The sequence below is a fragment of the Amaricoccus sp. genome, assembly GCF_047602525.1.
In the GTDB taxonomy this organism is placed as follows: domain Bacteria; phylum Pseudomonadota; class Alphaproteobacteria; order Rhodobacterales; family Rhodobacteraceae; genus Amaricoccus.
In genome coordinates, this window is sequence record NZ_JASGHB010000001.1 from 2,331,662 (window position 1) to 2,350,052 (window position 18,391).

The window sequence follows — 18,391 nt, forward strand, 5'->3', positions numbered from 1 at the left end:
CTGCCCCTGAGCAGGCAGACCGAGATGATCCGGATCGTTGCCGAACACGGCAGCGTGTCTGTTCCCATGCTTGCCGACATGTTCGGGATTTCGCCGGATACCGTCCGCCGCGACCTCGACCGCCTCGCCGAAGCCGGCGCGCTCACCCGCACCCACGGCGGCGCGGTGCGCACGCGCGAGCCGAGCGTCGCCTCGGTGGCCGACCGGGTGGCGACACAGGTGGATGCAAAGCGACGCATCGCCGTCACGGCGGCGCGCCTGATCACTCCCGGCGAGACGATCCTGGTGAACGGCGGGTCAACGACGCTTGCGCTCGCCATGGCGCTGCCGGCGCATCGCTCGATCGCGCTCATCACCAACAGCATCCCGATCCTGGATCAGGTCGACCGGGCCGCATTCTCGCACGTCTACGGCATCGGCGGCGAGTTCCTGGACGTGTCCAAGGTTCTGGTCGGGCCGGTCACTTTCCCGCACGCCGACCGCATCGAGGTCGACACCGCGGTTCTGGGCGTGCGGGCGCTGAGCGCCACGCGGGGGATCTCCACCGCCACGGTCGCCGAGGCGGCGATGATTTCCGACATGATCCGGCTCGCCCGGCGCACCATCGTGCTCGCCGACGCGACGAAGTTCACCCGCAGCGCATTTGCCGCCATCGCGCCCCTGGACCAGATCGACATGCTCGTGACCGACGCCGAGCCGCCGGAGGAGCTGCGCGCGGTGCTCGCGGCGGCCGGGGTCGAGACCATCATCGCCACCGCCTGACAGGAGCCGACCCGGCCATGGCCGATATCGCCGTCTATCCGAGCCTTCGCGGCCGCACCGTGCTCGTCACCGGCGGCGGCTCCGGCATCGGCGCCGCCATCGTCCGGCGCTTTGCCGAACAGGGCGCCAGGGTCGGGTTCCTGGACGTCAACGAGCCCGCCTCCATCGCCCTGGCCGCCGAGCTCGGGCCCTCCGTCCGCTTCGAGCTCTGCGACCTGCGCGACATCCCCGCCCTGCGCGCCGCCGTGACGCGGATCGCGGACGCGCTCGGGCCGGTGACGATCCTCGTCAACAATGCCGCCCACGACGAGCGCCACCGGATCGAGGACGTGACGCCGGAGTACTGGGACGACCGCTATGCCGTGAACCTGCGCCACCAGTTCTTCGCGGCGCAGGCGGTCGCGCCGGGCATGAAGGCGGCGGGCGGGGGCACCATCATCAACCTCGGGTCGAACTCGTGGATGCAGGGGCGCGGCGGAATGCCGGCCTATACCTCGGCCAAGTCCGCCGTCGCCGGCCTGACCCGCGCCCTGGCCCGCGACCTCGGCGAGGCGAACATCCGCGTCTGCGCGGTGGTGCCCGGCTGGATCATGACCGAGCGGCAGATCACCCACCACCTGACCCCGGAGGGCGAGGCCGACCTGATGTCCGGGCAATGCCTGAAGCGCAAGCTCGTCCCCGACGACATCGCCCGCCCGATCCTGTTCTTCGCCTCCGACGAGGCCGCCGCCTGCACCAGCCAGTCCTACGTCATCGACGGCGGCTGGGTGTAGCCCGCGCCGGCCGGCCGTGCGAGCGACCGGGGCGACCGGGCAGAGGCGGCCGTCACCGCCAGAAGCTGGCGACCACGAACACCAGCCCGATACCGCCCACGAGCGTCAGCGCCGCGGCGATCATCAGGACCCGAGGCCGGCAACCTCGACGGCGACACCGCGCTGGGCGTGTTGATCGCGTTCCGGTCGCGAACCGGAACCCGTGCCGACTCCCCTTCCCCCTCGGGCGGTGTCTGGGCGATACGTGGCCCGGATGATTCACCCCCGCCTCACCGAGGAACCAGAGCAATGTCCAAGATCAAACGCTTCGAGACCGGCGCGCGCATGAGCCAGGCGGTTCGCCACGGCGATACCATCTATCTCGCCGGTCAGGTCGGCAGCGGCGCTACCGTGACCGAGCAGGCGAAGACCGCCCTCGCCGAGGTCGACCGCCTGCTCGACCTCACCGGCGGCTCGAAGTCCTCGATCCTGTCGGTCACCGTCTGGCTGGCCGACATGAAGGACTTCGCCGAGATGAATGCCGTCTACGACGCCTGGGTCGACCCGGAGAACAAGCCGACCCGCGCCGCCGGCGAGGCGAAGCTCGCGACCCCCGACTATCTGGTCGAGTTCATCGTCGTCGCCGCGCGCGTCTGACCCCTCGGGGCCCCCGCCGCGCGATCATGCCGGGGCCGGAGACGGCGCGACCATTGTCGCCGAGGCCGGCATCCGGCCTCGGCGACCGGCTCCCGGCAGCGGGGCGATCGGTGCCCCGTCAGGCGTCGAGGCGCTCGGCGAGCCGGCGCAGCATCGCGCAGCACGCCTCGAGTTCCGACGCCATCACGAACTCGTCCGCCTTGTGTGCCCGCGCGATCGAGCCCGGCCCGCAGACGATCGACGGCACGCCCGCCGCCGCGAACAGGCCCGCCTCCGTGCCGTAGCTGACCGACTGGAGCGGCGCGTGGCCGCTGGCCGCCGCCACGCGCGCGGCCAGGGCTCCGTCCTCCGCCGGCGGCAGCGCCGGATAGCTCGACAGCTCCCGGTGCGTGGCCCGCAGCGCCCGCCCCTCCGCCACGATGGCCTCGAGATCGGCCAGCACCCCGGCCATCACCGCCTGCGGCGCCTGCGCGGGAATCGCCCGTGCCTCGACCTCCACCTCCACCCGGTCGGGGATGATGTTCACCGCAGCCCCGCCGCGGATCACCCCGGCCTGCAGCGTCGAATGCGGCGGGTCGAACCGCGGATCGAACGGACCCTCCGCGGCCAGCCGCGCCGCCCGGTCGCGGATCGCCAGCAGCAGCGCGGCGGCGGGGTAGAGCGCATTCTCGCCCGCCGCCGGGTTCGAGGAATGCCCCGCCTGTCCCTCGATGGTGAGCGCCAGCGCCTGCTTGCCCTTGTGCGACAGCACCGGGCGCAGGTCGGTCGGCTCGCCCACCACGCATCCCATCGGCGCCGGGCACAGGTCCGGCAACCGCGCGATCAGATGCGGCACGCCGCGACAGCCGATTTCCTCGTCATACGAGAACGCCAGGTGCACCGGGCGGGCCAGCGGCATCGCCTGAAACGCCGGCACCATCGCCAGCATACAGGCGAGAAAGCCCTTCATGTCGCTGGTGCCCCGCGCGGTCAGCCGATCGCCCGCGGCGGTCAGGCGAAAGGGGTCGGAGGTCCACGCCTGCCCTTCCACCGGCACCACGTCCATGTGGCCGGAGAGGACGAGCCCCCCCGGCACCCGCGGGCCGATCGTCGCGAACAGGTTCACCCGGTCGCCCTCCGGCCCCGGCACCACCGCCACCTCCACCCCGTGACGCGCCAGCGCATCCTGCACATAACCCGCAATCGCCCCGTTCGGCAGGCCGGGCAGCGACGGGAAGGCGACGAGATCGGCGAGAATGGCCTTGAAGGGCATGGGCGCAGCTCCTGAAGCGGTGCCCGCATCATCGCACGGCCCCGCGTGGGCAGGCGATGCCGAACCCGCCCGCACAACGCAATCCCCCCCGCGGCGCCGGTGTGCCCGCCCGTCGGGCGAAGGCCGGGCGCGGGTCGCGCTCCGGTCACGAGGTGACGGGCCGGAACGCCTCGTGTCGCACTCAGTTCGCCAGCGCGAGCCGGTGTTCCCGTTCGGTCTCGCCCCGATCGAACGACGCGAGCGGCGCGCCGAGCCGGCCTTCGTCCGGCACCACCCCGAGGCCCGGCCCCTCTGGCACCGCGATGTGGCCACCCTCGATGCGCACGCCGTTCCTCGGGTCGAAATGCTCCGCGATGCAGGGCGCGGCGATCCAGGCGCCCTCTTGCCGGGCAGGCTCGACCGTCGCGGCGATGTGGACGCAGGCGGCGGCGATGATGTCCCCGCCCCAGGCGTCGTCGCAGGTGTGTGGCAGGTTTCGCGCGGCGCAGATGTCGCGGAAGGCGCGCATCGGGTGCAGGCCGCCGATCCGCGTCACCTTCATGCCGAAGCCGTCGACGAGGCCGGTGCCGATGGCATTCACCGCCGTCGCGAGGTCGATGCCGTTCTCGTCCATGTAGATCCCGTGCATGATCTGCGGCCGGATCTGGCGCAGCTCCTCGATCGAGTTGCACGGCTGCTCGAAGACGAACGGGATATCCATGCACGCGCGGCTGATCCGCAGCACGTCGCGGGTGCTGATACCAACCCGCATTGATCAGAACCCTTGCGCCCAGTCCCGACGGCCGATGGATCGGATGCGCCAGGGTTGGTCGACGAGGTCGTTCCAAGCGGCGCAGCAGTGGGCGACGATGTCGTCGTAGCCCTTGAAGACCCGGTTCGAGAGCCAGTTGTCGCGCATGAACTGCCAGATGTTCTCGACCGGGTTCAGCTCGGGCGAGCGGGGCGGCAGCGGCAGGATGGTGATGTTCTTCGGCACGATGAGGGCGCGGGCGAGGTGCCAGCCGGCCTGGTCGAGGATGAGGATGGCGTGGGCGCCCGGCGCCACCGCGGTGCTGATCTCCGCGAGGTGCGTCTGCATCGCCGGCGTGTCGCAGAACGGCATGACGATGCCGGCGCCCTTGCCCTCGGCCGGGCAGATCGCGCCGAAGATGTAGGCCCAGGCGGTGCGCTGGTCGTGCGGCGCCCGCGGTCGGGCGCCCCGCCGCGCCCATCTTCGGGTGAGCTTGTTCTTCTGCCCGATCCGCGCTTCGTCCTGGAACCAGAGTTCTATGCGCTTGCCGGGATGCGCGGCGCGGACCTCCGCCACGCGCTCCGGGAGACTTTTTTGAAAGCCGCCGCCGCCTCCGGATCCTGGGCGTAGTGCCGCGGCCGCGCCGAAAGCTTGCGGAAGCCGAGCGCCCGGAGTTCCCGTCCCACCGTCGCCTCGCTCACCGACACCCGGAACGCCTCCCAGAGCCACTGCACCAGGTCGATCCGCCGCCAGCGCACCACCCCGTCGCGCCAGGGCTCAGGTCCCGCCTCCACCACCTGCGCCAGCGCCGCCCGATGCTCTGCCGTCAGTGTCGGCGCCTTGCCGGGGGCATGCCGGTCGATCAGCCCCGACGGGCCTTCCGCGTTGAACCGCAGCACCCAGTCCCGCACGATCTGCAGCCCGACCCCGCCGACCCGCGCCGCCTCCGTCCGCGTGCCGCCCTCCGCGATCACCGCCAGCGCCAGCAGCCGACGCACCTGCTTCGCATCCCGGCTGTCCCGCGCCAGCCGGCGAAGATCGTCACCATCCAGATCACCCCGAAGCCCGATCGCTGCCGCCATGGAAAACCCCTTCGTTCTCCATGATGAATCACGACAACGCCCTCAGGGGAATCCCCCGCGTGAGTCAGGACCTATGCGCGCTGGTATAAGGCTGCGGTTGCCGTCCATCGCGAGGCGCACGCCGCTGCCGCGCAGCACCTCCCAGACCTTGCGGATCGTCTCGATGTCGAGCTCCACCGGCCGGTTGCCGACCTTGATCTGGATCCGCGGATAGCCCTCGTCGCGCCGCGATGCGCGCCACCTCGGCCTTACTGCGAGAGCCACGCCTGGAACTTGGCGTCCAGCTCGTCGCGGTGATCCGCCCACCAGGTGCAGTTGAACAGGAACCCGGTCGTGGCGTTCTCCGGCGACGTCGGCATGTGCGGCGCCATGTCGATGCCGAGGTCGATGTGCTTGCCGACGAGCGGCTGCGACGAGGCGCGCGCCGGACCATAGGAGATGTACTTGGTCTGGTCGGCGAGGACCTGGGTGCTGGTCACGAAGCGCAGGAAGTGCTTCACCCGGTTCAGCCGGTCCTCGGGCAGGCCGGCCGGCACCACGAACCCGTCGATGTCGAGCACCTCGCAGTCCCAGAGCATCGCCACCGGCTGGTGCTGCTCGGCGATCAGCGAGAACAGCCGGCCGTTGTAGGTCGAGCCCATCACGACTTCCCTGTCGGCGAGGAGCTGGGGCGTCTCCGTGCCGGCCGACCACCAGACGGTCTGGCCCTTGATCGTGGCAAGCTTGGCGAGCGCCTTCTCGACGCCCTCCGGGGTCGCCAGCGTGTCGTAGATCTGATCGGGGGCAACGCCCGAGCAGATCAGCGCCCATTCGAGGTTGTTGATCGGCCGCTTCTCCAGCGCGCGCTTGCCGGGGAACGTCTCGAGGTCGAAGACATCGCAGATCGAACTCGGGACGGCACCGTTCCAGTCGGCGACATCGGTGCGATAGCCGAAGGTGGTGGAGTAGAGGTTGTCGGGAATGTGGCACTCGGACACGATGTTCTTGCCAAAGTCCTTGCTGGCTGCCGTGCCATCCGGTGCCGGCGCCAGCCAGTCGTCGACGGGCACCTGCTCGACCAGCCCCTCGTCGCACAGGCGGATGCCGTCGGCGGCGAGGATGTCGACGACGTACCAGCTGACGTTGCCGGCCTCATTCTGCGCGCGGAGCTTCGCGACCGCCTCGTTCGAGCTTTCGTCCCAGATGATCTTGACGCCGGTCGCCTTCTGATACGGCTCGGCCCAGGCCTTTTGCTGCATCGCCTGATAGGCGCCGCCCCAGGACGAGATCGTCAGGGTGCCGGCACAGTTCTCGCAGGGCGGCATGTCCTGCGCCAGCGCGGCAAGCGGCAGGATCGCCAGCGCCGAGGAAGCAGGTCCGTTTCATGGGTCCCACCCGTCTTTTGTTGCCCGATGGTACAGGGTCGGCCGGGTTTGGGCATAGCCCGGCTCTCAGTGCCGCAGGCGCCGTCAGCGTGCGCCCCAGGTGTCCGAGACCCGATAGCCCTCGGGCCACGGGTCGGTCGGATCGAGCATGTGCTGGTGGATCCCGGTGATCCACCCCCGCCCTGAGATCTCCGGGCGGATCGCCGGCCGGCCGCCGACGGTCGTCGTCCCGAGGATGCGGCCGGTGAAGGTCGAGCCGATCAGCGACACCGCGGTCAGCCGCTCGCCCGTCGCCATCTCGCCGCGGGCGTGCAGCACCGCCATCCGGGCGGAGAGCGCGGTGCCGGTCGGCGAGCGATCGACCTTGCCGGGCCGGATCGCCACCGCCGCCTTCGCCCGGAGGCCGTCGGTGGCGCGCTCGAGTGCGCCGGCAAAGAGGCAGAACGAGATATGCCGCCAGTCCGGGTTCTCGGGGTGCTCGAAGCCGAGCGCCTCGGTCGCGGCGTCGCTGATCCGCACGCCGAGGCGGGCGATGTCGTGCGCCTCGTCGGGGGTCAGGGCAAGGCCGAGCGCGGCCGGGTCGACGAAGACGAAGCTGTCGCCGCCATAGGCGGTGTCGACGGTGAGCGTCCCCAGCCCCCCGACCTCGAGCGGCACGCCGAGCCGGGCGGCAAAGCTCGGGAGGTTCTCGACGAAGATGCGCTCCGCCTTGCCGTCGCGGCACTCGGCGCGGACCCGGACGAGGCCGCCCGGCGCTTCGAGGAGGAGCTCGGTCACCGGCTCGTGCATCGGCACGAGGCCGCCGTCGAGGAGTACTGTCGCGACGCAGATCGAGTTCGAGCCCGACATCGGCGGCGTGTCCTCGGGCTCCATGATGATGAAGGCCGCGTCCGCTCGCGGGTCCTTCGGCGGCACGAGAAGGTTGACGTGCCGGAACACCCCGCCGCGGGGCTCGTTGAGGACGAAGCCGCGCAGAGACCCGTCCCGGGCGATCCACCGGCTCTGCTCCCAGATCGTCGCGCCGGGCGGCGGCAGCACGCCGCCGACGATGACATCACCGACCTCGCCCTCGGCATGGGCGGAGATGACGTGAATGGTCCGGGACGAGCGCATCAGAGCGACCGCCCCGACAGCGGCGCGGCGACGACCCCGCCACCGCAGGGAAACGTGCGGCAGTCCCCGACCTTGGCCGGGCGGCGGCTGCGGCGGAAGCGATTCACCGCACGGTCGTGCTCGTGGCGCTCGCGCATCGGCTCCTCCCCTCCCGACGATCCCGCCCTTCCGCGCGGGAGGGTTGGCGAAAACCGGCGTCCCGTCGCGTGCCACCGACACCGCGCCCACCGCCGTGGCCGCTCCAACGCCACCCGTGGCCGCCGCGGGGACTGCCCGCGTCGTCGTCACGGGCCGGCGCCTCGCCGATCCGGGCGCGGCGATCCGGGCGGTTGGGAGAATATGGCTGCAGGAGCGGGTCGCGGGACATGAGGCTCTCCGGTGGCTTGCCGCCTCTTCCCAGAAATGTTCATACATGTCAAGTTAAAGGTCACATGCGTGCATTTCTCTTGCCGCTCCCGGGAGCGCCAGCTAGGCTGCGGCGCATGAACACTCAGCGCGACACACGACGTGGGGCCGTTGACCCGGGCGGCGCTCGGCCGTCCGCCCCCCGGCCTGCCGCAGAGCGTGAGCGAGACGTGCGCGCGAGACACGCCCCTCGCCGGGCTTCTCCGACCGGCCGGCGGCGCTGAGCGCACATGGTCCCGAAGCTCATCACCTACGACGACGCCATCGGCCGGTTCTCCTGGCCCGAGATGGTCGAAGCCCTTCGCGCCGGCCACCGAGGGCCGCGCGCCGAGGTGGCCGACATGTTCCTCGGCCCGGCCGACGCCACGCTGCTCAGCCGCGCCGCCTTCATCGCGGGCGTCGGCTATGGCGTGAAGTCGTTCACCGTGCTCGACCGCAACGCCGCGCACGGCATCCCGACCGTGCAGGGCGCCATGCTGGTCTTCGAGCCGGAGCACGGGCGGCTCGAGGCCATCGTCGAGAGCCGGCTGGTGACGGAGCTGAAGACCGCGGCGGACTCCGTGCTCGGCGCGCTCTGCCTCGCGCGGCCGGACAGCTCGGAACTGCTGGTCGTCGGCGCCGGAACCGTCGCGCGCAGCCTCGTCACGGCATACCTTGCGGTCTTTCCCCGCCTCGAGCGCGTCTCGATCTGGGCCCGCCGCACGGAACAGGCCACGGCCCTCTGCCGCGAGCTGGACGGCGGCCCGGTGCCGGTCGTCGCCGTCGCCGATCTCGCAGAGGCCGTGGCCCGCGCGCACATCGTGTCCAGCGCGACCATGGCGCGCGCCCCGATCCTGCACGGCGCGTGGGTGGCCCCGGGGACGCACGTCGACCTCATCGGCGCCTACAAGGCCGACATGCGCGAGGCCGACGACGCGCTGATCGCGGCCGGCGCGCTGTTCGTCGACTGCCGCGAGACCGCGATCGACCACATCGGCGAGCTTCGCATCCCGATCGCGGCCGGCGTCATCTCCGCCGACGCCGTGCGCGGCGACCTCTACGACCTCGTGCAGGGCAAGGCCGGGCGGGCCTCCGGAGGCGAGATCACCGTCTACAAGAACGGCGGCGGCGCGCACCTCGACCTGATGATCGCCCGGCAGCTCGCACGCGGCGGCTGACGTCTTTCGGACGTCGCGGTCGGCCCGAGGCTCCCGCGGGGCGTCGTGCTCAGAGCCCCGTGCGCGCGCCGAACTGGCCGATCGCCGAGGCGAGCGCCGCGTGACGCTCCGCGTGGACGGCGAGCGGGATGCCGGACGCGACCGCCTCGCTCGCCTGCCGCAGGCTCGCGACGCCGCCGGCGATGCCCCCCGGGTGCCCCATGATCCCGCCGCCCGAGCAGAAGATGAAATCGCCGCTGCCCGCCGCATCGTAGGACGCCGGCACCTGCAGCGCGGTCTGCCCGGAGGAGAACACCGGCATCGCGGCAAGGTCGGGGCGCCCGGGGCCGAACAGCGGCTCGCCGAGGGCGCGGGCCGAGTTCGATGACCGAGGCATCGGGCTCGGAGAACTTGTTGGCGATGCCGTTGACATGGAGATGGTCGGCGCCCGCGAGCCGCCAGAACTTCTGCCACGCGCGAAACGCGATGCCGATGTCGGGCGAGCGCGAGAACAGGCCCCAGCCGTTGCGGTGCGCGTGCAGCGGCAGCTCGGCGTGGCGGCGGAGCGCGCCGAAGCCGGCGAGGCCGACGGAGTGGATGCTCACCATCAGGCAGGTGCCGCCGGCGTCGCGCACGAGGTCGGCGTTGCGTCTCATCGCGTCGACCTCGTCGGTGACGTTGAAGGCGTACATCACCTTCCGGCCGGTGCGGTCGGCATGGTCGTTCAGCACGCGCATCACCGCGGCCACCCGGTCGGCCAGCGGGTTGTGCGGCCCGTTCGCCTGCAATTCGTCGTCCTTGATGAAGTCGATGCCGCCGGCGGCAAGCTCGCCCGCCATCGCCGCCGTCTCCCCGGGCGAGAGGCCGACGCTCGGCTTGATGATGGTGCCGATCAGGGGACCGGCGGCGAGCCCGGTGAGCGCGCGGGTGCCGGCGACGCCGAACGCGGGGCCCGGGCAGGCGGCGGCGAAGGCGTCGGGAAAGCGGATGTCGAGCAGGCGGAGCGCCGAGACCTCGGCCAGCTCGAAGAGATTGCCGGCGACGGTGGCGAGCACGTTGGTCAGCGACGCGCCCATGTTGTCGAGCGGCCACGACAGCAGGATCTCGCCACGGGTGTAGCGGCCGCTCGCGATGCGGCAGGGGAGCGACGGCCGGTCCGACGACGACCGCTCGACGATCTCCTCCACCACCGCGCCGGAGCGCGCCCTGAGCGCGTCGGTCTCGCCGGGCAGGCGCATGAAGGTGCCGGAGGACTGCTCCCCGGCGATCACCGCCGCGGCGCGTTCCAGCGAAACCGGGCTTTCGATTTCGTACCGCGCAAAAAGACGCTCCACGATCGTCCCCCTCATTCCCGGATCGCCCGGACATAAGTGCTCATCATACCAGTTGACAAGGTAAATCGTCGCCAGCATGGTCCCGCCGGAGCAGAGGGGGGAGCGGGCCTGATGAAGATCGCGCTGATCGGTGCGGGCGGAAAGATGGGGACGCGCCTTGCGGCGAACCTCGTCGGCTCGGACTATGAGGTCGCCTATGTCGAGGTGAGCGACGCCGGCCGCGCGCGGCTGAAAGAGCTTGTCGGCATGGACTGCGTGCCGCTCGACGACGCGCTCGCGGGGGCCGGCGCCGTCGTGCTCGCCGTCCCCGACACCGCGATCGGCAAGGTCGCTGCCGTCCTCGTGCCGAAAGTCGCGCCCGGGACGATCGTCATCGCCCTCGATGCCGCGGCGCCCTATGCCGGACACCTCCCCGAGCGCGCGGACATCAGCTATTTCGTCACCCACCCCTGCCATCCGCCGATCTTCAATGACGAAACCACGCCCGAGGGCCGCAACGACCACTTCGGCGGCGTCGCCGCCCGGCAGGCGATCGTCAGCGCGCTGATGCAGGGGCCCGAGGCGCACTTCGCGATCGGCGAGGGCATTGCCAGGACGATCTGGGCGCCGATCCTGCGATCGCACCGCGTCACCGTCGACCAGATGGCGATGCTCGAGCCCGGCCTCTCCGAGACGGTCTGCGCCACGCTGATGGTGGCGATGAAGTCCGCGCTCGACGAGGTGGTCCGTCGCGGTGTCGACCGTGCCGCGGCCCGCGACTTCCTGCTCGGCCACATGAACATCCTCGGCGCCGTCGTCATGGACGAGGTGCCGGGCATCTTTTCCGACGCCTGCAACAAGGCGATCATGAACGGCACGCCGCGCATCCTCCGCGACGACTGGCTCGGAGTCTTCGAGCCGGCCGAGATCGCCGAGAGCATCCGCCGGATCACCTGAGACACGCCCGCCGATGGGCGGACGAGGAGAGACACGATGCTCCGAGGGGGCCTGATCGGCTGCGGCTTCTTCGCCGCCAACCACCTGCACGCCTGGGCCGACGTGCCCGGCGCCGAGATCGTCGCGCTCGCCGACCGCAACCCGGCGCGCCTCGCCGAGGCGCAGGCGCGCTTCGGCATCGGGCGCACCTACACCGATGCCGCCGGGATGCTGCGCGCCGAGCGCCTGGATTTCGTCGACATCGCGACGACGGTGGCGAGCCACCGGCCGCTGGTCGAACTCGCGGCCGGGGCCGGCGTGCATGTGATCTGCCAGAAGCCGTTCGCCCCGTCGCTCGCCGACGCGCGGTCGATGGTCGCCGCCGCCGACGCCGCCGGCCGCGTGCTGATGGTCCACGAGAACTTTCGCTGGCAATCGGCCATCCGGGCAGCGGCGGCGAAGCTCGCCGCCGGCGCGATCGGTGCGCCGTTCTGGGGGCGCGTCAGCTTCCGGTCGGGGTTCGACGTCTATTCCGGCCAGCCGTACCTCGCGACCGACCCGCGCTTCATCGTTCAGGATCTCGGCATCCACATCCTCGACGTCGCGCGCTTTCTCTTCGGCGACGTCGTGCGCCTGTCGGCGACGACGCGCCGGGTGAACCCGCGCATCCGCGGTGAAGACGTGGCGACCGGGCTCCTCGTCCACGACAGCGGAGTGACGAGCGTGGTGGATTGCAGCTATGCCACGCGCCGCGCCCGGGAGGCCTTTCCCGAGACGCTGCTCGAGATCGACGGGGCCGACGGCACGCTTCGGCTGGACGCCGGCTACCGCCTGACGATCGAGAACTCCAGCCGGAGCCCGCGTGCGCGACGTGTCTCCGCCGCTGCTGCCCTGGGCCGAGCGGCCGTGGCACAACATCCAAGGGAGCGTGCTCGCGATCCAGCGCCACTTCGTCGACTGCCTCGGCAGCGGCCGCACGCCGGAAACGTCCGGCGCCGACAACCTCGAGACCCTCGCCCTCGTCGAAGCCGTCTATGCCTCGGCCGATGCCGGCGGCGAGAGCGTCGACCCGCGCGGGCTCGCCTGATATCGACGCGCCCCGCCCTCTGCCGCCCAGCCGGGGGCGACCGCCCGCGAAGCAGCGGCCGGTGGCACGGCCGGGCGTTGATGAGCCGGGGCGGCGACAGCTAGACGGGACGAGGTGACGCGTTCAATTGGAGGCCGTGCGGGAGATGGACAGTGCGCCCTGGGGGACTGGCAGGCCGGCCGGCGACAAGATCGTGCGGCGAAAGCTTTCCGACCAGGTTCTCGAACGGATGCAGGACCTGATCCTGTCCGGCGACCTCGGGCCCGGCGCGCCGATGCCATCCGAGCACCAGCTGATGGAGCGTTTCGGCGTCGGCCGGCCGGCGGTGCGCGAGGCGCTGCAATCGCTGCACACCATGGGGCTCATCACCATCTCGCACGGCGAGCGCAGCCGGGTGAACGCGCTGTCCGCCGAGGCGGTGCTGCGCCAGGGGGACGCGATCGCCCGGACGCTGCTCTCGACCGGGCCGCAGAACCTGGAGCACCTGAAGGAGGCGCGCCGGCTCTTCGAGATCGGCATGGTGCGCGCCGGCACCCCGCGGGCGACCACCGGCGACATCGCCGAGCTTCGGGCGCTGATCGACCTGCAGCGCGGCAAGCTCGGTGATGCGGAGGCGTTCGTCGGCGCCGACATCGACTTTCATCGCAGGATCGCGGCGCTTGCCGGAAATCCGATCTGTTCGGCCGTCGCAGAGGCGATGCTCGGCTGGCTTTTCCGCTTCCATTCCGACCTGCTGCTCTGGTCGGGCCACGAGGAGGTCACCCTCGCCGAACACTCGGCGATCGTCGATGCGATCGCGGCGGGCGACACCGACCGGGCCGCGACCGCGATGACAGCGCACCTCGACCGCTCGACCGCGCTCTACCAGCATCCGGGCTAGCCGAATGACCGTCTCCCTGCCCGAGGGACCGCTCATCGCCTGGTACGGCGACGACTTCACCGGCTCGGCCGCCGTGATGGAGGTCCTGACCTTCGCCGGCCTGCCGTCGGTCCTGTTCCTCGACGTTCCCACCCCGGCGCAGCTCGCCCGGTTCCGCGGTGCGCGCGGCATCGGCGTCGCCAGCACGGCGCGTGCCCGCGGGCCGGCGTGGATGGACGCGCACCTGCCCGAGGCATTCGCCTTCCTGCGCGGTGTCGGCGCGCCGGTCAGCCACTACAAGGCGTGCTCGACACTCAACTCCTCGCCCGACACCGGCTCGATCGGCCGCGCCATCGACCTCGCGGCAGCGGCGTTCGGCTGGCGATGGGTGCCGGTTCTGATCGCCGCCCCGCCGATGCGGCGCTATCAGGTCTTCGGCACCCTGTTCGCCGGTGGCCCGGAGGGCGTGTCGCGCCTCGACCGGCACCCGGTCATGGCCCGCCACCCGGTCACGCCGATGGACGAGGCGGATGTCGCGCGCCACCTCGCTCGCCAGACCGCACGCCGGTTCGGCACGGTCAGCCTCGAGGCGCTCGCGAGCGAGGGCCTCGCCCGCGCGGAGGTGGAGCGACACCTGTCGATCGGGGCCGAGATCCTGACGCTCGACTGTCTCGACGACGCCACCCTCGCCGCTTGCGGGCGGCTGATCTGGGAGGATCGCGCGGCCAATCCGTTCGTGGTGGGCTCGCAGGGCGTCGAATACGCGCTGACGCAGCTCTGGCGCGAGGAAGGCGCGATTCCGGCGGCCCCCGCGCCGGGCGGCATCGGCTCCGCCGGCCGGATGGCCGCGGTCTCGGGGTCCGTCTCTCCGGTCACGGCCGCGCAGATCGACTGGTCGCTCGCCAACGGCTTCGCCGGGATCGCCTTCGACGCCGCCTCGGTCGTCGGCGACGCGGACCTGCGCGGGCGGGCCGAGGCGGCCGCGGTCGCCGCCGCGCTGGCGGCGATCGGCCGGGGCGAGGATCCTGTCGTCTTCACGGCCCGCGGTCCCGACGACCCGGCCGTGCCGGCCCTGCGCGAGGCCGTGCGGCGCAGCGGCGTCCCGGCCGAGGACGCCAACGAGCGGATCGGCGACGCGCTCGGACGGATCCTCGTCGCGATCATCGCGGCGGCGGGCGTGCGCCGCGCGGTCATCTCCGGCGGCGACACCTCGGGTCACGCCAGCCGCCGGCTCGGCATCCACGCGCTGACCGCGCTCGCCCCGACGATCCCGGGCGCCGCGATTTTCGAGGCCCATGCCGACGGCCCGCACGACGGCCTGCAGCTGGCGCTCAAGGGGGGCCAGATGGGCAGCCCCGACTATTTCGGATGGGTCCGCGACGGTGGCGGACCGAGGAGGCGGGAATGCTGATCGGCATCGACTGGGGCGGGACAAAGATCGAGGGCGTCGCGATGGAGCCCGACGGCCGCGAGCGCCTGCGGCTGCGCCGCGACACCCCGCGCGAGGACTATCCCGCGTGCGTCGCCAGCATCGCCGAGATGGTCCGCGAGCTGGAGGCGACGACCGGCGAGACCGGGACGGTGGGGATCGGGATGCCGGGCTCGCTCGAGCCGGTGAGCCGGCTCGGCAAGGGGTGCAGCTCCACCTGGGTGCTCGGCAAGCCGGTGGAGCGCGACCTCCGCGCCGCGCTTGGCCGCGAGGTCCGCGTCGAGAACGACGCCGACTGCTTCGCCGTCTCGGAGGCGGTCGACGGCGCCGGTGCCGGCAAGACCGTGGTCTTCGCCGTGATCCTCGGCTCGGGCGCGGGCGCCGGGATCGCGGTCGGCGGCCGGGCCCACCACGGGCCGAACAACAGTGCCGGCGAGTGGGGCCACAACCCCCTGCCCTTCCCGGATATCACCGAGATCCCCGGCCGGCCCTGCTACTGCGGGCGCCACGGCTGCCTCGAAAGCTGGGTGTCCGGCCGGGCGTTCGAGGCCGAATACGAGCGCCACACCGGCGAGCGGCCGCGGGCGATGACGATCATCGAGCGGATGCGCGCGGGCGATCGCCTCTCCGCTCTCCTCTGGGAGCGCTACGTCGACCGTCTCGCGCGCGGCCTTGCCACCGTCGTCAACACGCTCGACCCCGACGTGCTGGTGATGGGCGGGGGCATGTCGAACGTCGACGAACTCTACCGCGACCTGCCGCCGCGCCTCGCGTCGCGGCTCTTCTCCACCGTCTTCCACACCCCGATCCTGAAGGCTGCGCACGGCGACGCAAGCGGCGTCCGTGGCGCAGCCCGCCTCTGGCCCTGAGAAAGCACCCACAATGACCGACATCGACATCCGCAGCCGCTACGACTTCGCCGTCGCCCTCGTCCGCGAGGCGGGCGAGCACGCGAAGGATTTTCTCCGCGACCGCGCCGCGCTCGAGGTGAAGTCCAAGGGTCCGCAGGACCTCGCCAGCGCCGCCGATCTCAGCACGGAGCTTCTCATCCGCAGCCGGCTCGGCGAGCGGTTCCCGGAGGACGGCTTTCTCGGCGAGGAGACCGGCGCGACCGACTTCGCGCCGGGCCAGGGCATCTGGGTCGTCGACCCGATCGACGGCACCCAGCCGTTCGTCTCGGGCCTGCCGAGCTGGTGCGTGTCGATCGGTTTCGTGCAGGACGGCGAGATCCTGTTCGGCGCCGTCTACGCCCCCGCCCTCGGCGAGCTCTTCGCCGGTGGCGTCGGCATTCCCGCGACGCTGAACGGCGCGCCGGTGGAGCGGCATCCCGGCCAGTCGATCCGGGAGGGCATCACCGGCTTCGGCTATTCCCCGCGCATCTCCGCCGACCAGTTCCTGCCGATGTTCTCGCGCTTCATCGAGCGGGGCGGCATGTATTTCCGCGACGGCTCGGGGGCGCTGATGCTCTGCAACGTCGCCGCCGGCCGCCTGCTCGGCTACGTCGAGGCGCACATCAACAGCTGGGACTGTGTTGCGGCGCTGGCGATCATCCGCGCCGCCGGGCTCGAGACCAACGACTTCCTCGCGAACGACGGCTTGCGCAAGGGCAACTGGATCGTCGTCGGCAGCCCCAAGGTCCGGGCGGAGCTGGAAGCGGTCCGAACGGGGAGCTGACAGCCGGGGGGCCGCGTCTTCGGGGCCTGCAAATGCCGGCTGGTGCGGTGCCACATCGCGCGCGGCACCGAAGCTGAGCATCGCGATCGTCGAGCGGGATCATGAGCGGGCCCCCGTGGCCGTGGCGCAGAGCGCCGGGATCGGCCCCGGCGACGCGGCGCCCGACGCGCTGATGCTGCTTTCGGTCAACGGAAACGTCGTCGGCACCGGCCCGGTGCTCGCCGAGGCGATTGCGGCAGCGGGCGGCGCCTTCCTCGATGCAGAGGCGACGCGGCGGGCGCTGCTGGCGGCAACCGGCGGCGAGCGGCTGCGCTTCGGCGTGCCCTTCCCGCTCTCGACCCACGCCGCGCCGCTCGACGCCTGGCTCGGCGACCGGCTGCACCTCGTCACCGTGCCGCCGGCGCGGATGGCGGCGGCGATGGCGGCCGGCGAGATCGACGCCTTCTGCGTGGGCGAGCCGTGGGGCAGCGTCGCCGTCGAGTTCGGGGGCGGCGAGTCCGATCCTGCCGGGCGCGGCGATCTGGCAGTTCGCGCCGGAGAAGGTCCTCGCCATGCCGCGCGCGGCCGTCGAGGCCGAGCCGGAACGCACCGCCGCACTGATGCGCGCGGTCTGGCGGGCCGCGCGCTGGCTGTTCGAGGCCGATCCCGACCGCTACGCCGTGACGCTCTTCAACGCCGAGCCGCGCGGCAACTACAACCGCCTGATGCTCTCGCCCGTGCTGTCGGGCGAGAAGACCTATGACGAGATCGTCACCCACGACGACGACTGGTACGCGGCGAACGCCGTCGAGACCCGCTTCGGCGAGCGACGTGTGGATCGTGTCCGAGGCGAGCACGCCGCGGTCGCGCACCTGGACGACCCTCGCCGCCCTCGCCGATACCGTGGCCGGGGAGGCTGTGCCGCACCCCGCGATCCTGATGGTCCGGCTTCCGAAGCTGGCGAACCTGAAGCGATCCGCCGCCTGAACGCACCCGCCTTCCGTCCGGCTGGCCCTTCGGCGTGGCACGGATCGTCGCGCCACCGCCCCGAGGCCGTGTCCGGCGCCTACTCGCCGAGAAGGCGGTCGAGAATGCGGGCCTCAAGGCGGGCGATCTCGGCCGAGCCGCGGCGCCGCGGCCGCGCGAGCGGGACGGGGACGTCGAGCACGATCCTGCCGGCATCGAGGACAACGACGCGATCGGCGAGGACGACGGCCTCGGCGACGTCGTGGGTGACGAGGACAGCGGTGAAGCCCTGACGGAGCCAGACCCGTTCGAGCAGCGCCTGCATCTCGATGCGGGTCAGCGCGTCGAGGGCGCCGAGCGGTTCGTCGAGGGCGAGGATGCGCGGCTCGCCGACGAGCGCGCGGGCGAGCGCGACGCGCTGGCGCTGGCCGCCCGAGAGGACCGACGGCCAGTCGCCGGCGCGATCGCTCAGGCCGACCTCGGCAAGGCGCTCTGCGGCGCGGGACGACACGCGCGCGCCGCGCTCGATCCCGGTCAGCCCGACCAGAACGTTGTCGAGGATCCGCGCCCACGGCAGCAGCCGGGGCTCCTGGAACATGATCCGGACATCGCGGCTGCCGCCGCCGCCCCGGACGATCGTGCCCGCCGTCGGCTGGTCGAGGCCGGCGAGGAGACGGAGCAGCGTCGACTTGCCGCAACCGCTCTTGCCGATGACGGCGACGAACTGCCCCTGCGGCACGACGAGATCGACGCCATCGAGCACGGTCTTGCCGTTGAAGTGCTTGACGAGGCCGCGGATCTCGAAGCCGGGCGGCCGGGCGGCCAACGGCGGCGCTTCCGGCACGGGGGCCAGGGGACGGGCGGCGGCAAAGGCGGTCGGTCGGTCGAGCATGAG

Annotated in this window: 19 protein-coding genes and 5 pseudogenes; 14 read left to right on the forward strand and 10 right to left on the reverse strand. The window is 71.9% G+C overall.

Annotated features, from left to right (window positions below):
• The first annotated feature begins 24 nt into the window (after positions 1 to 24).
• From QM699_RS11990 to QM699_RS12000, 3 genes are all read left to right on the forward strand, one after another.
• Positions 25 to 762 carry a DeoR/GlpR family DNA-binding transcription regulator gene (locus QM699_RS11990; protein ID WP_415011338.1) on the forward strand — a complete coding sequence of 246 codons (738 nt, stop codon included), beginning with the start codon at positions 25 to 27 and terminating at the stop codon, positions 760 to 762.
• 17 nt (positions 763 to 779) lie between these two features.
• Positions 780 to 1,535: an SDR family NAD(P)-dependent oxidoreductase gene (locus tag QM699_RS11995; protein ID WP_415011339.1), complete on the forward strand. Its 756-nt coding sequence runs from the start codon at positions 780 to 782 to the stop codon at positions 1,533 to 1,535.
• Positions 1,536 to 1,823: 288 nt separating this feature from the next.
• A complete protein-coding gene (locus QM699_RS12000) occupies positions 1,824 to 2,171 on the forward strand; it encodes a RidA family protein (RefSeq protein ID WP_415011340.1) in 348 nt (115 codons plus the stop codon).
• A gap of 118 nt (positions 2,172 to 2,289) precedes the next feature.
• On the opposite strand, the gene argE is transcribed toward QM699_RS12000, so the two are convergent.
• From argE to QM699_RS12035, 7 genes and pseudogenes are all read right to left on the reverse strand, one after another.
• A complete protein-coding gene (argE, locus tag QM699_RS12005; protein ID WP_415011341.1) occupies positions 2,290 to 3,423 on the reverse strand; it encodes an acetylornithine deacetylase in 1,134 nt (377 codons plus the stop codon).
• Positions 3,424 to 3,604: 181 nt separating this feature from the next.
• The gene (locus QM699_RS12010; protein ID WP_415011342.1) at positions 3,605 to 4,174 is read right to left on the reverse strand and encodes an enolase C-terminal domain-like protein; all 570 of its coding nucleotides are present in this window, start codon (positions 4,172 to 4,174) and stop codon (positions 3,605 to 3,607) included.
• A gap of 3 nt (positions 4,175 to 4,177) precedes the next feature.
• A protein-coding gene (locus QM699_RS12015; protein WP_415009400.1) for an IS630 family transposase occupies positions 4,178 to 5,235 on the reverse strand; the annotation gives its coding sequence in 2 pieces (ribosomal slippage) (positions 4,178 to 4,755 and positions 4,755 to 5,235; 1,059 coding nt in all).
• A gap of 75 nt (positions 5,236 to 5,310) precedes the next feature.
• Positions 5,311 to 5,454, reverse strand: a pseudogene (locus tag QM699_RS12020) (mandelate racemase); the annotation flags it as partial.
• Positions 5,455 to 5,483: 29 nt separating this feature from the next.
• Entirely contained in the window at positions 5,484 to 6,539 is a 1,056-nt protein-coding gene (locus QM699_RS12025; protein WP_415011343.1) for an extracellular solute-binding protein, read from the reverse strand.
• A 144-nt stretch (positions 6,540 to 6,683) separates the two neighbouring features.
• The gene (locus tag QM699_RS12030) at positions 6,684 to 7,712 is read right to left on the reverse strand and encodes a trans-3-hydroxy-L-proline dehydratase (RefSeq protein ID WP_415011344.1); all 1,029 of its coding nucleotides are present in this window, start codon (positions 7,710 to 7,712) and stop codon (positions 6,684 to 6,686) included.
• Complete coding sequence (locus QM699_RS12035) at positions 7,712 to 7,849, reverse strand: hypothetical protein (RefSeq protein ID WP_415011345.1); 138 nt, start codon at positions 7,847 to 7,849, stop codon at positions 7,712 to 7,714. The genes QM699_RS12030 and QM699_RS12035 overlap by 1 nt, the downstream gene beginning before the upstream one ends.
• Positions 7,850 to 8,347: 498 nt before the next feature.
• Here QM699_RS12035 and QM699_RS12040 point away from each other — a divergent pair, with 498 nt between their 5' ends.
• Complete coding sequence (locus QM699_RS12040; protein WP_415011346.1) at positions 8,348 to 9,274, forward strand: ornithine cyclodeaminase family protein; 927 nt, start codon at positions 8,348 to 8,350, stop codon at positions 9,272 to 9,274.
• 49 nt (positions 9,275 to 9,323) lie between these two features.
• On the opposite strand, the gene QM699_RS12045 is transcribed toward QM699_RS12040, so the two are convergent.
• Entirely contained in the window at positions 9,324 to 9,686 is a 363-nt protein-coding gene (locus QM699_RS12045) for a RuBisCO large subunit C-terminal-like domain-containing protein (protein WP_415012754.1), read from the reverse strand.
• Between the two features lie 10 nt (positions 9,687 to 9,696).
• Positions 9,697 to 10,665, reverse strand: a pseudogene (locus tag QM699_RS12050) (RuBisCO large subunit C-terminal-like domain-containing protein); the annotation flags it as partial.
• Positions 10,666 to 10,698: 33 nt separating this feature from the next.
• Here QM699_RS12050 and QM699_RS12055 point away from each other — a divergent pair.
• From QM699_RS12055 to QM699_RS12100, 10 genes and pseudogenes are all read left to right on the forward strand, one after another.
• The gene (locus tag QM699_RS12055; protein ID WP_415011347.1) at positions 10,699 to 11,523 is read left to right on the forward strand and encodes a phosphogluconate dehydrogenase C-terminal domain-containing protein; all 825 of its coding nucleotides are present in this window, start codon (positions 10,699 to 10,701) and stop codon (positions 11,521 to 11,523) included.
• 36 nt (positions 11,524 to 11,559) lie between these two features.
• Positions 11,560 to 12,693 (forward strand): Gfo/Idh/MocA family protein, encoded by a 1,134-nt coding sequence (locus tag QM699_RS12060; RefSeq protein ID WP_415011348.1) that lies wholly within the window; start codon positions 11,560 to 11,562, stop codon positions 12,691 to 12,693.
• 41 nt (positions 12,694 to 12,734) lie between these two features.
• The gene (nanR, locus tag QM699_RS12065) at positions 12,735 to 13,469 is read left to right on the forward strand and encodes a transcriptional regulator NanR (protein ID WP_415011349.1); all 735 of its coding nucleotides are present in this window, start codon (positions 12,735 to 12,737) and stop codon (positions 13,467 to 13,469) included.
• 4 nt (positions 13,470 to 13,473) lie between these two features.
• Positions 13,474 to 14,859 carry a four-carbon acid sugar kinase family protein gene (locus QM699_RS12070; RefSeq protein ID WP_415011350.1) on the forward strand — a complete coding sequence of 462 codons (1,386 nt, stop codon included), beginning with the start codon at positions 13,474 to 13,476 and terminating at the stop codon, positions 14,857 to 14,859.
• Positions 14,853 to 15,746: an ROK family protein gene (locus QM699_RS12075; protein ID WP_415011351.1), complete on the forward strand. Its 894-nt coding sequence runs from the start codon at positions 14,853 to 14,855 to the stop codon at positions 15,744 to 15,746. The genes QM699_RS12070 and QM699_RS12075 overlap by 7 nt, the downstream gene beginning before the upstream one ends.
• 13 nt (positions 15,747 to 15,759) lie before the next feature.
• Positions 15,760 to 16,551 carry an inositol monophosphatase family protein gene (locus QM699_RS12080; protein ID WP_415011352.1) on the forward strand — a complete coding sequence of 264 codons (792 nt, stop codon included), beginning with the start codon at positions 15,760 to 15,762 and terminating at the stop codon, positions 16,549 to 16,551.
• A 121-nt stretch (positions 16,552 to 16,672) separates the two neighbouring features.
• Positions 16,673 to 17,032, forward strand: a pseudogene (locus QM699_RS12085) (ABC transporter substrate-binding protein); the annotation flags it as partial.
• 70 nt (positions 17,033 to 17,102) lie between these two features.
• Positions 17,103 to 17,153 (forward strand): annotated as a pseudogene (locus QM699_RS12090) (hypothetical protein); the annotation flags it as partial.
• Positions 17,151 to 17,366 (forward strand): annotated as a pseudogene (locus tag QM699_RS12095) (hypothetical protein); the annotation flags it as partial. The pseudogenes QM699_RS12090 and QM699_RS12095, both read left to right, overlap by 3 nt.
• The gene (locus tag QM699_RS12100) at positions 17,362 to 17,517 is read left to right on the forward strand and encodes a hypothetical protein (protein WP_415012828.1); all 156 of its coding nucleotides are present in this window, start codon (positions 17,362 to 17,364) and stop codon (positions 17,515 to 17,517) included. The pseudogene QM699_RS12095 and the gene QM699_RS12100, both read left to right, overlap by 5 nt.
• Positions 17,518 to 17,596: 79 nt before the next feature.
• On the opposite strand, the gene QM699_RS12105 is transcribed toward QM699_RS12100, so the two are convergent.
• Positions 17,597 to 18,388, reverse strand: coding sequence for an ABC transporter ATP-binding protein (locus QM699_RS12105; RefSeq protein ID WP_415011353.1), 792 nt, complete (start codon positions 18,386 to 18,388; stop codon positions 17,597 to 17,599).
• Positions 18,389 to 18,391 lie beyond the last annotated feature (3 nt).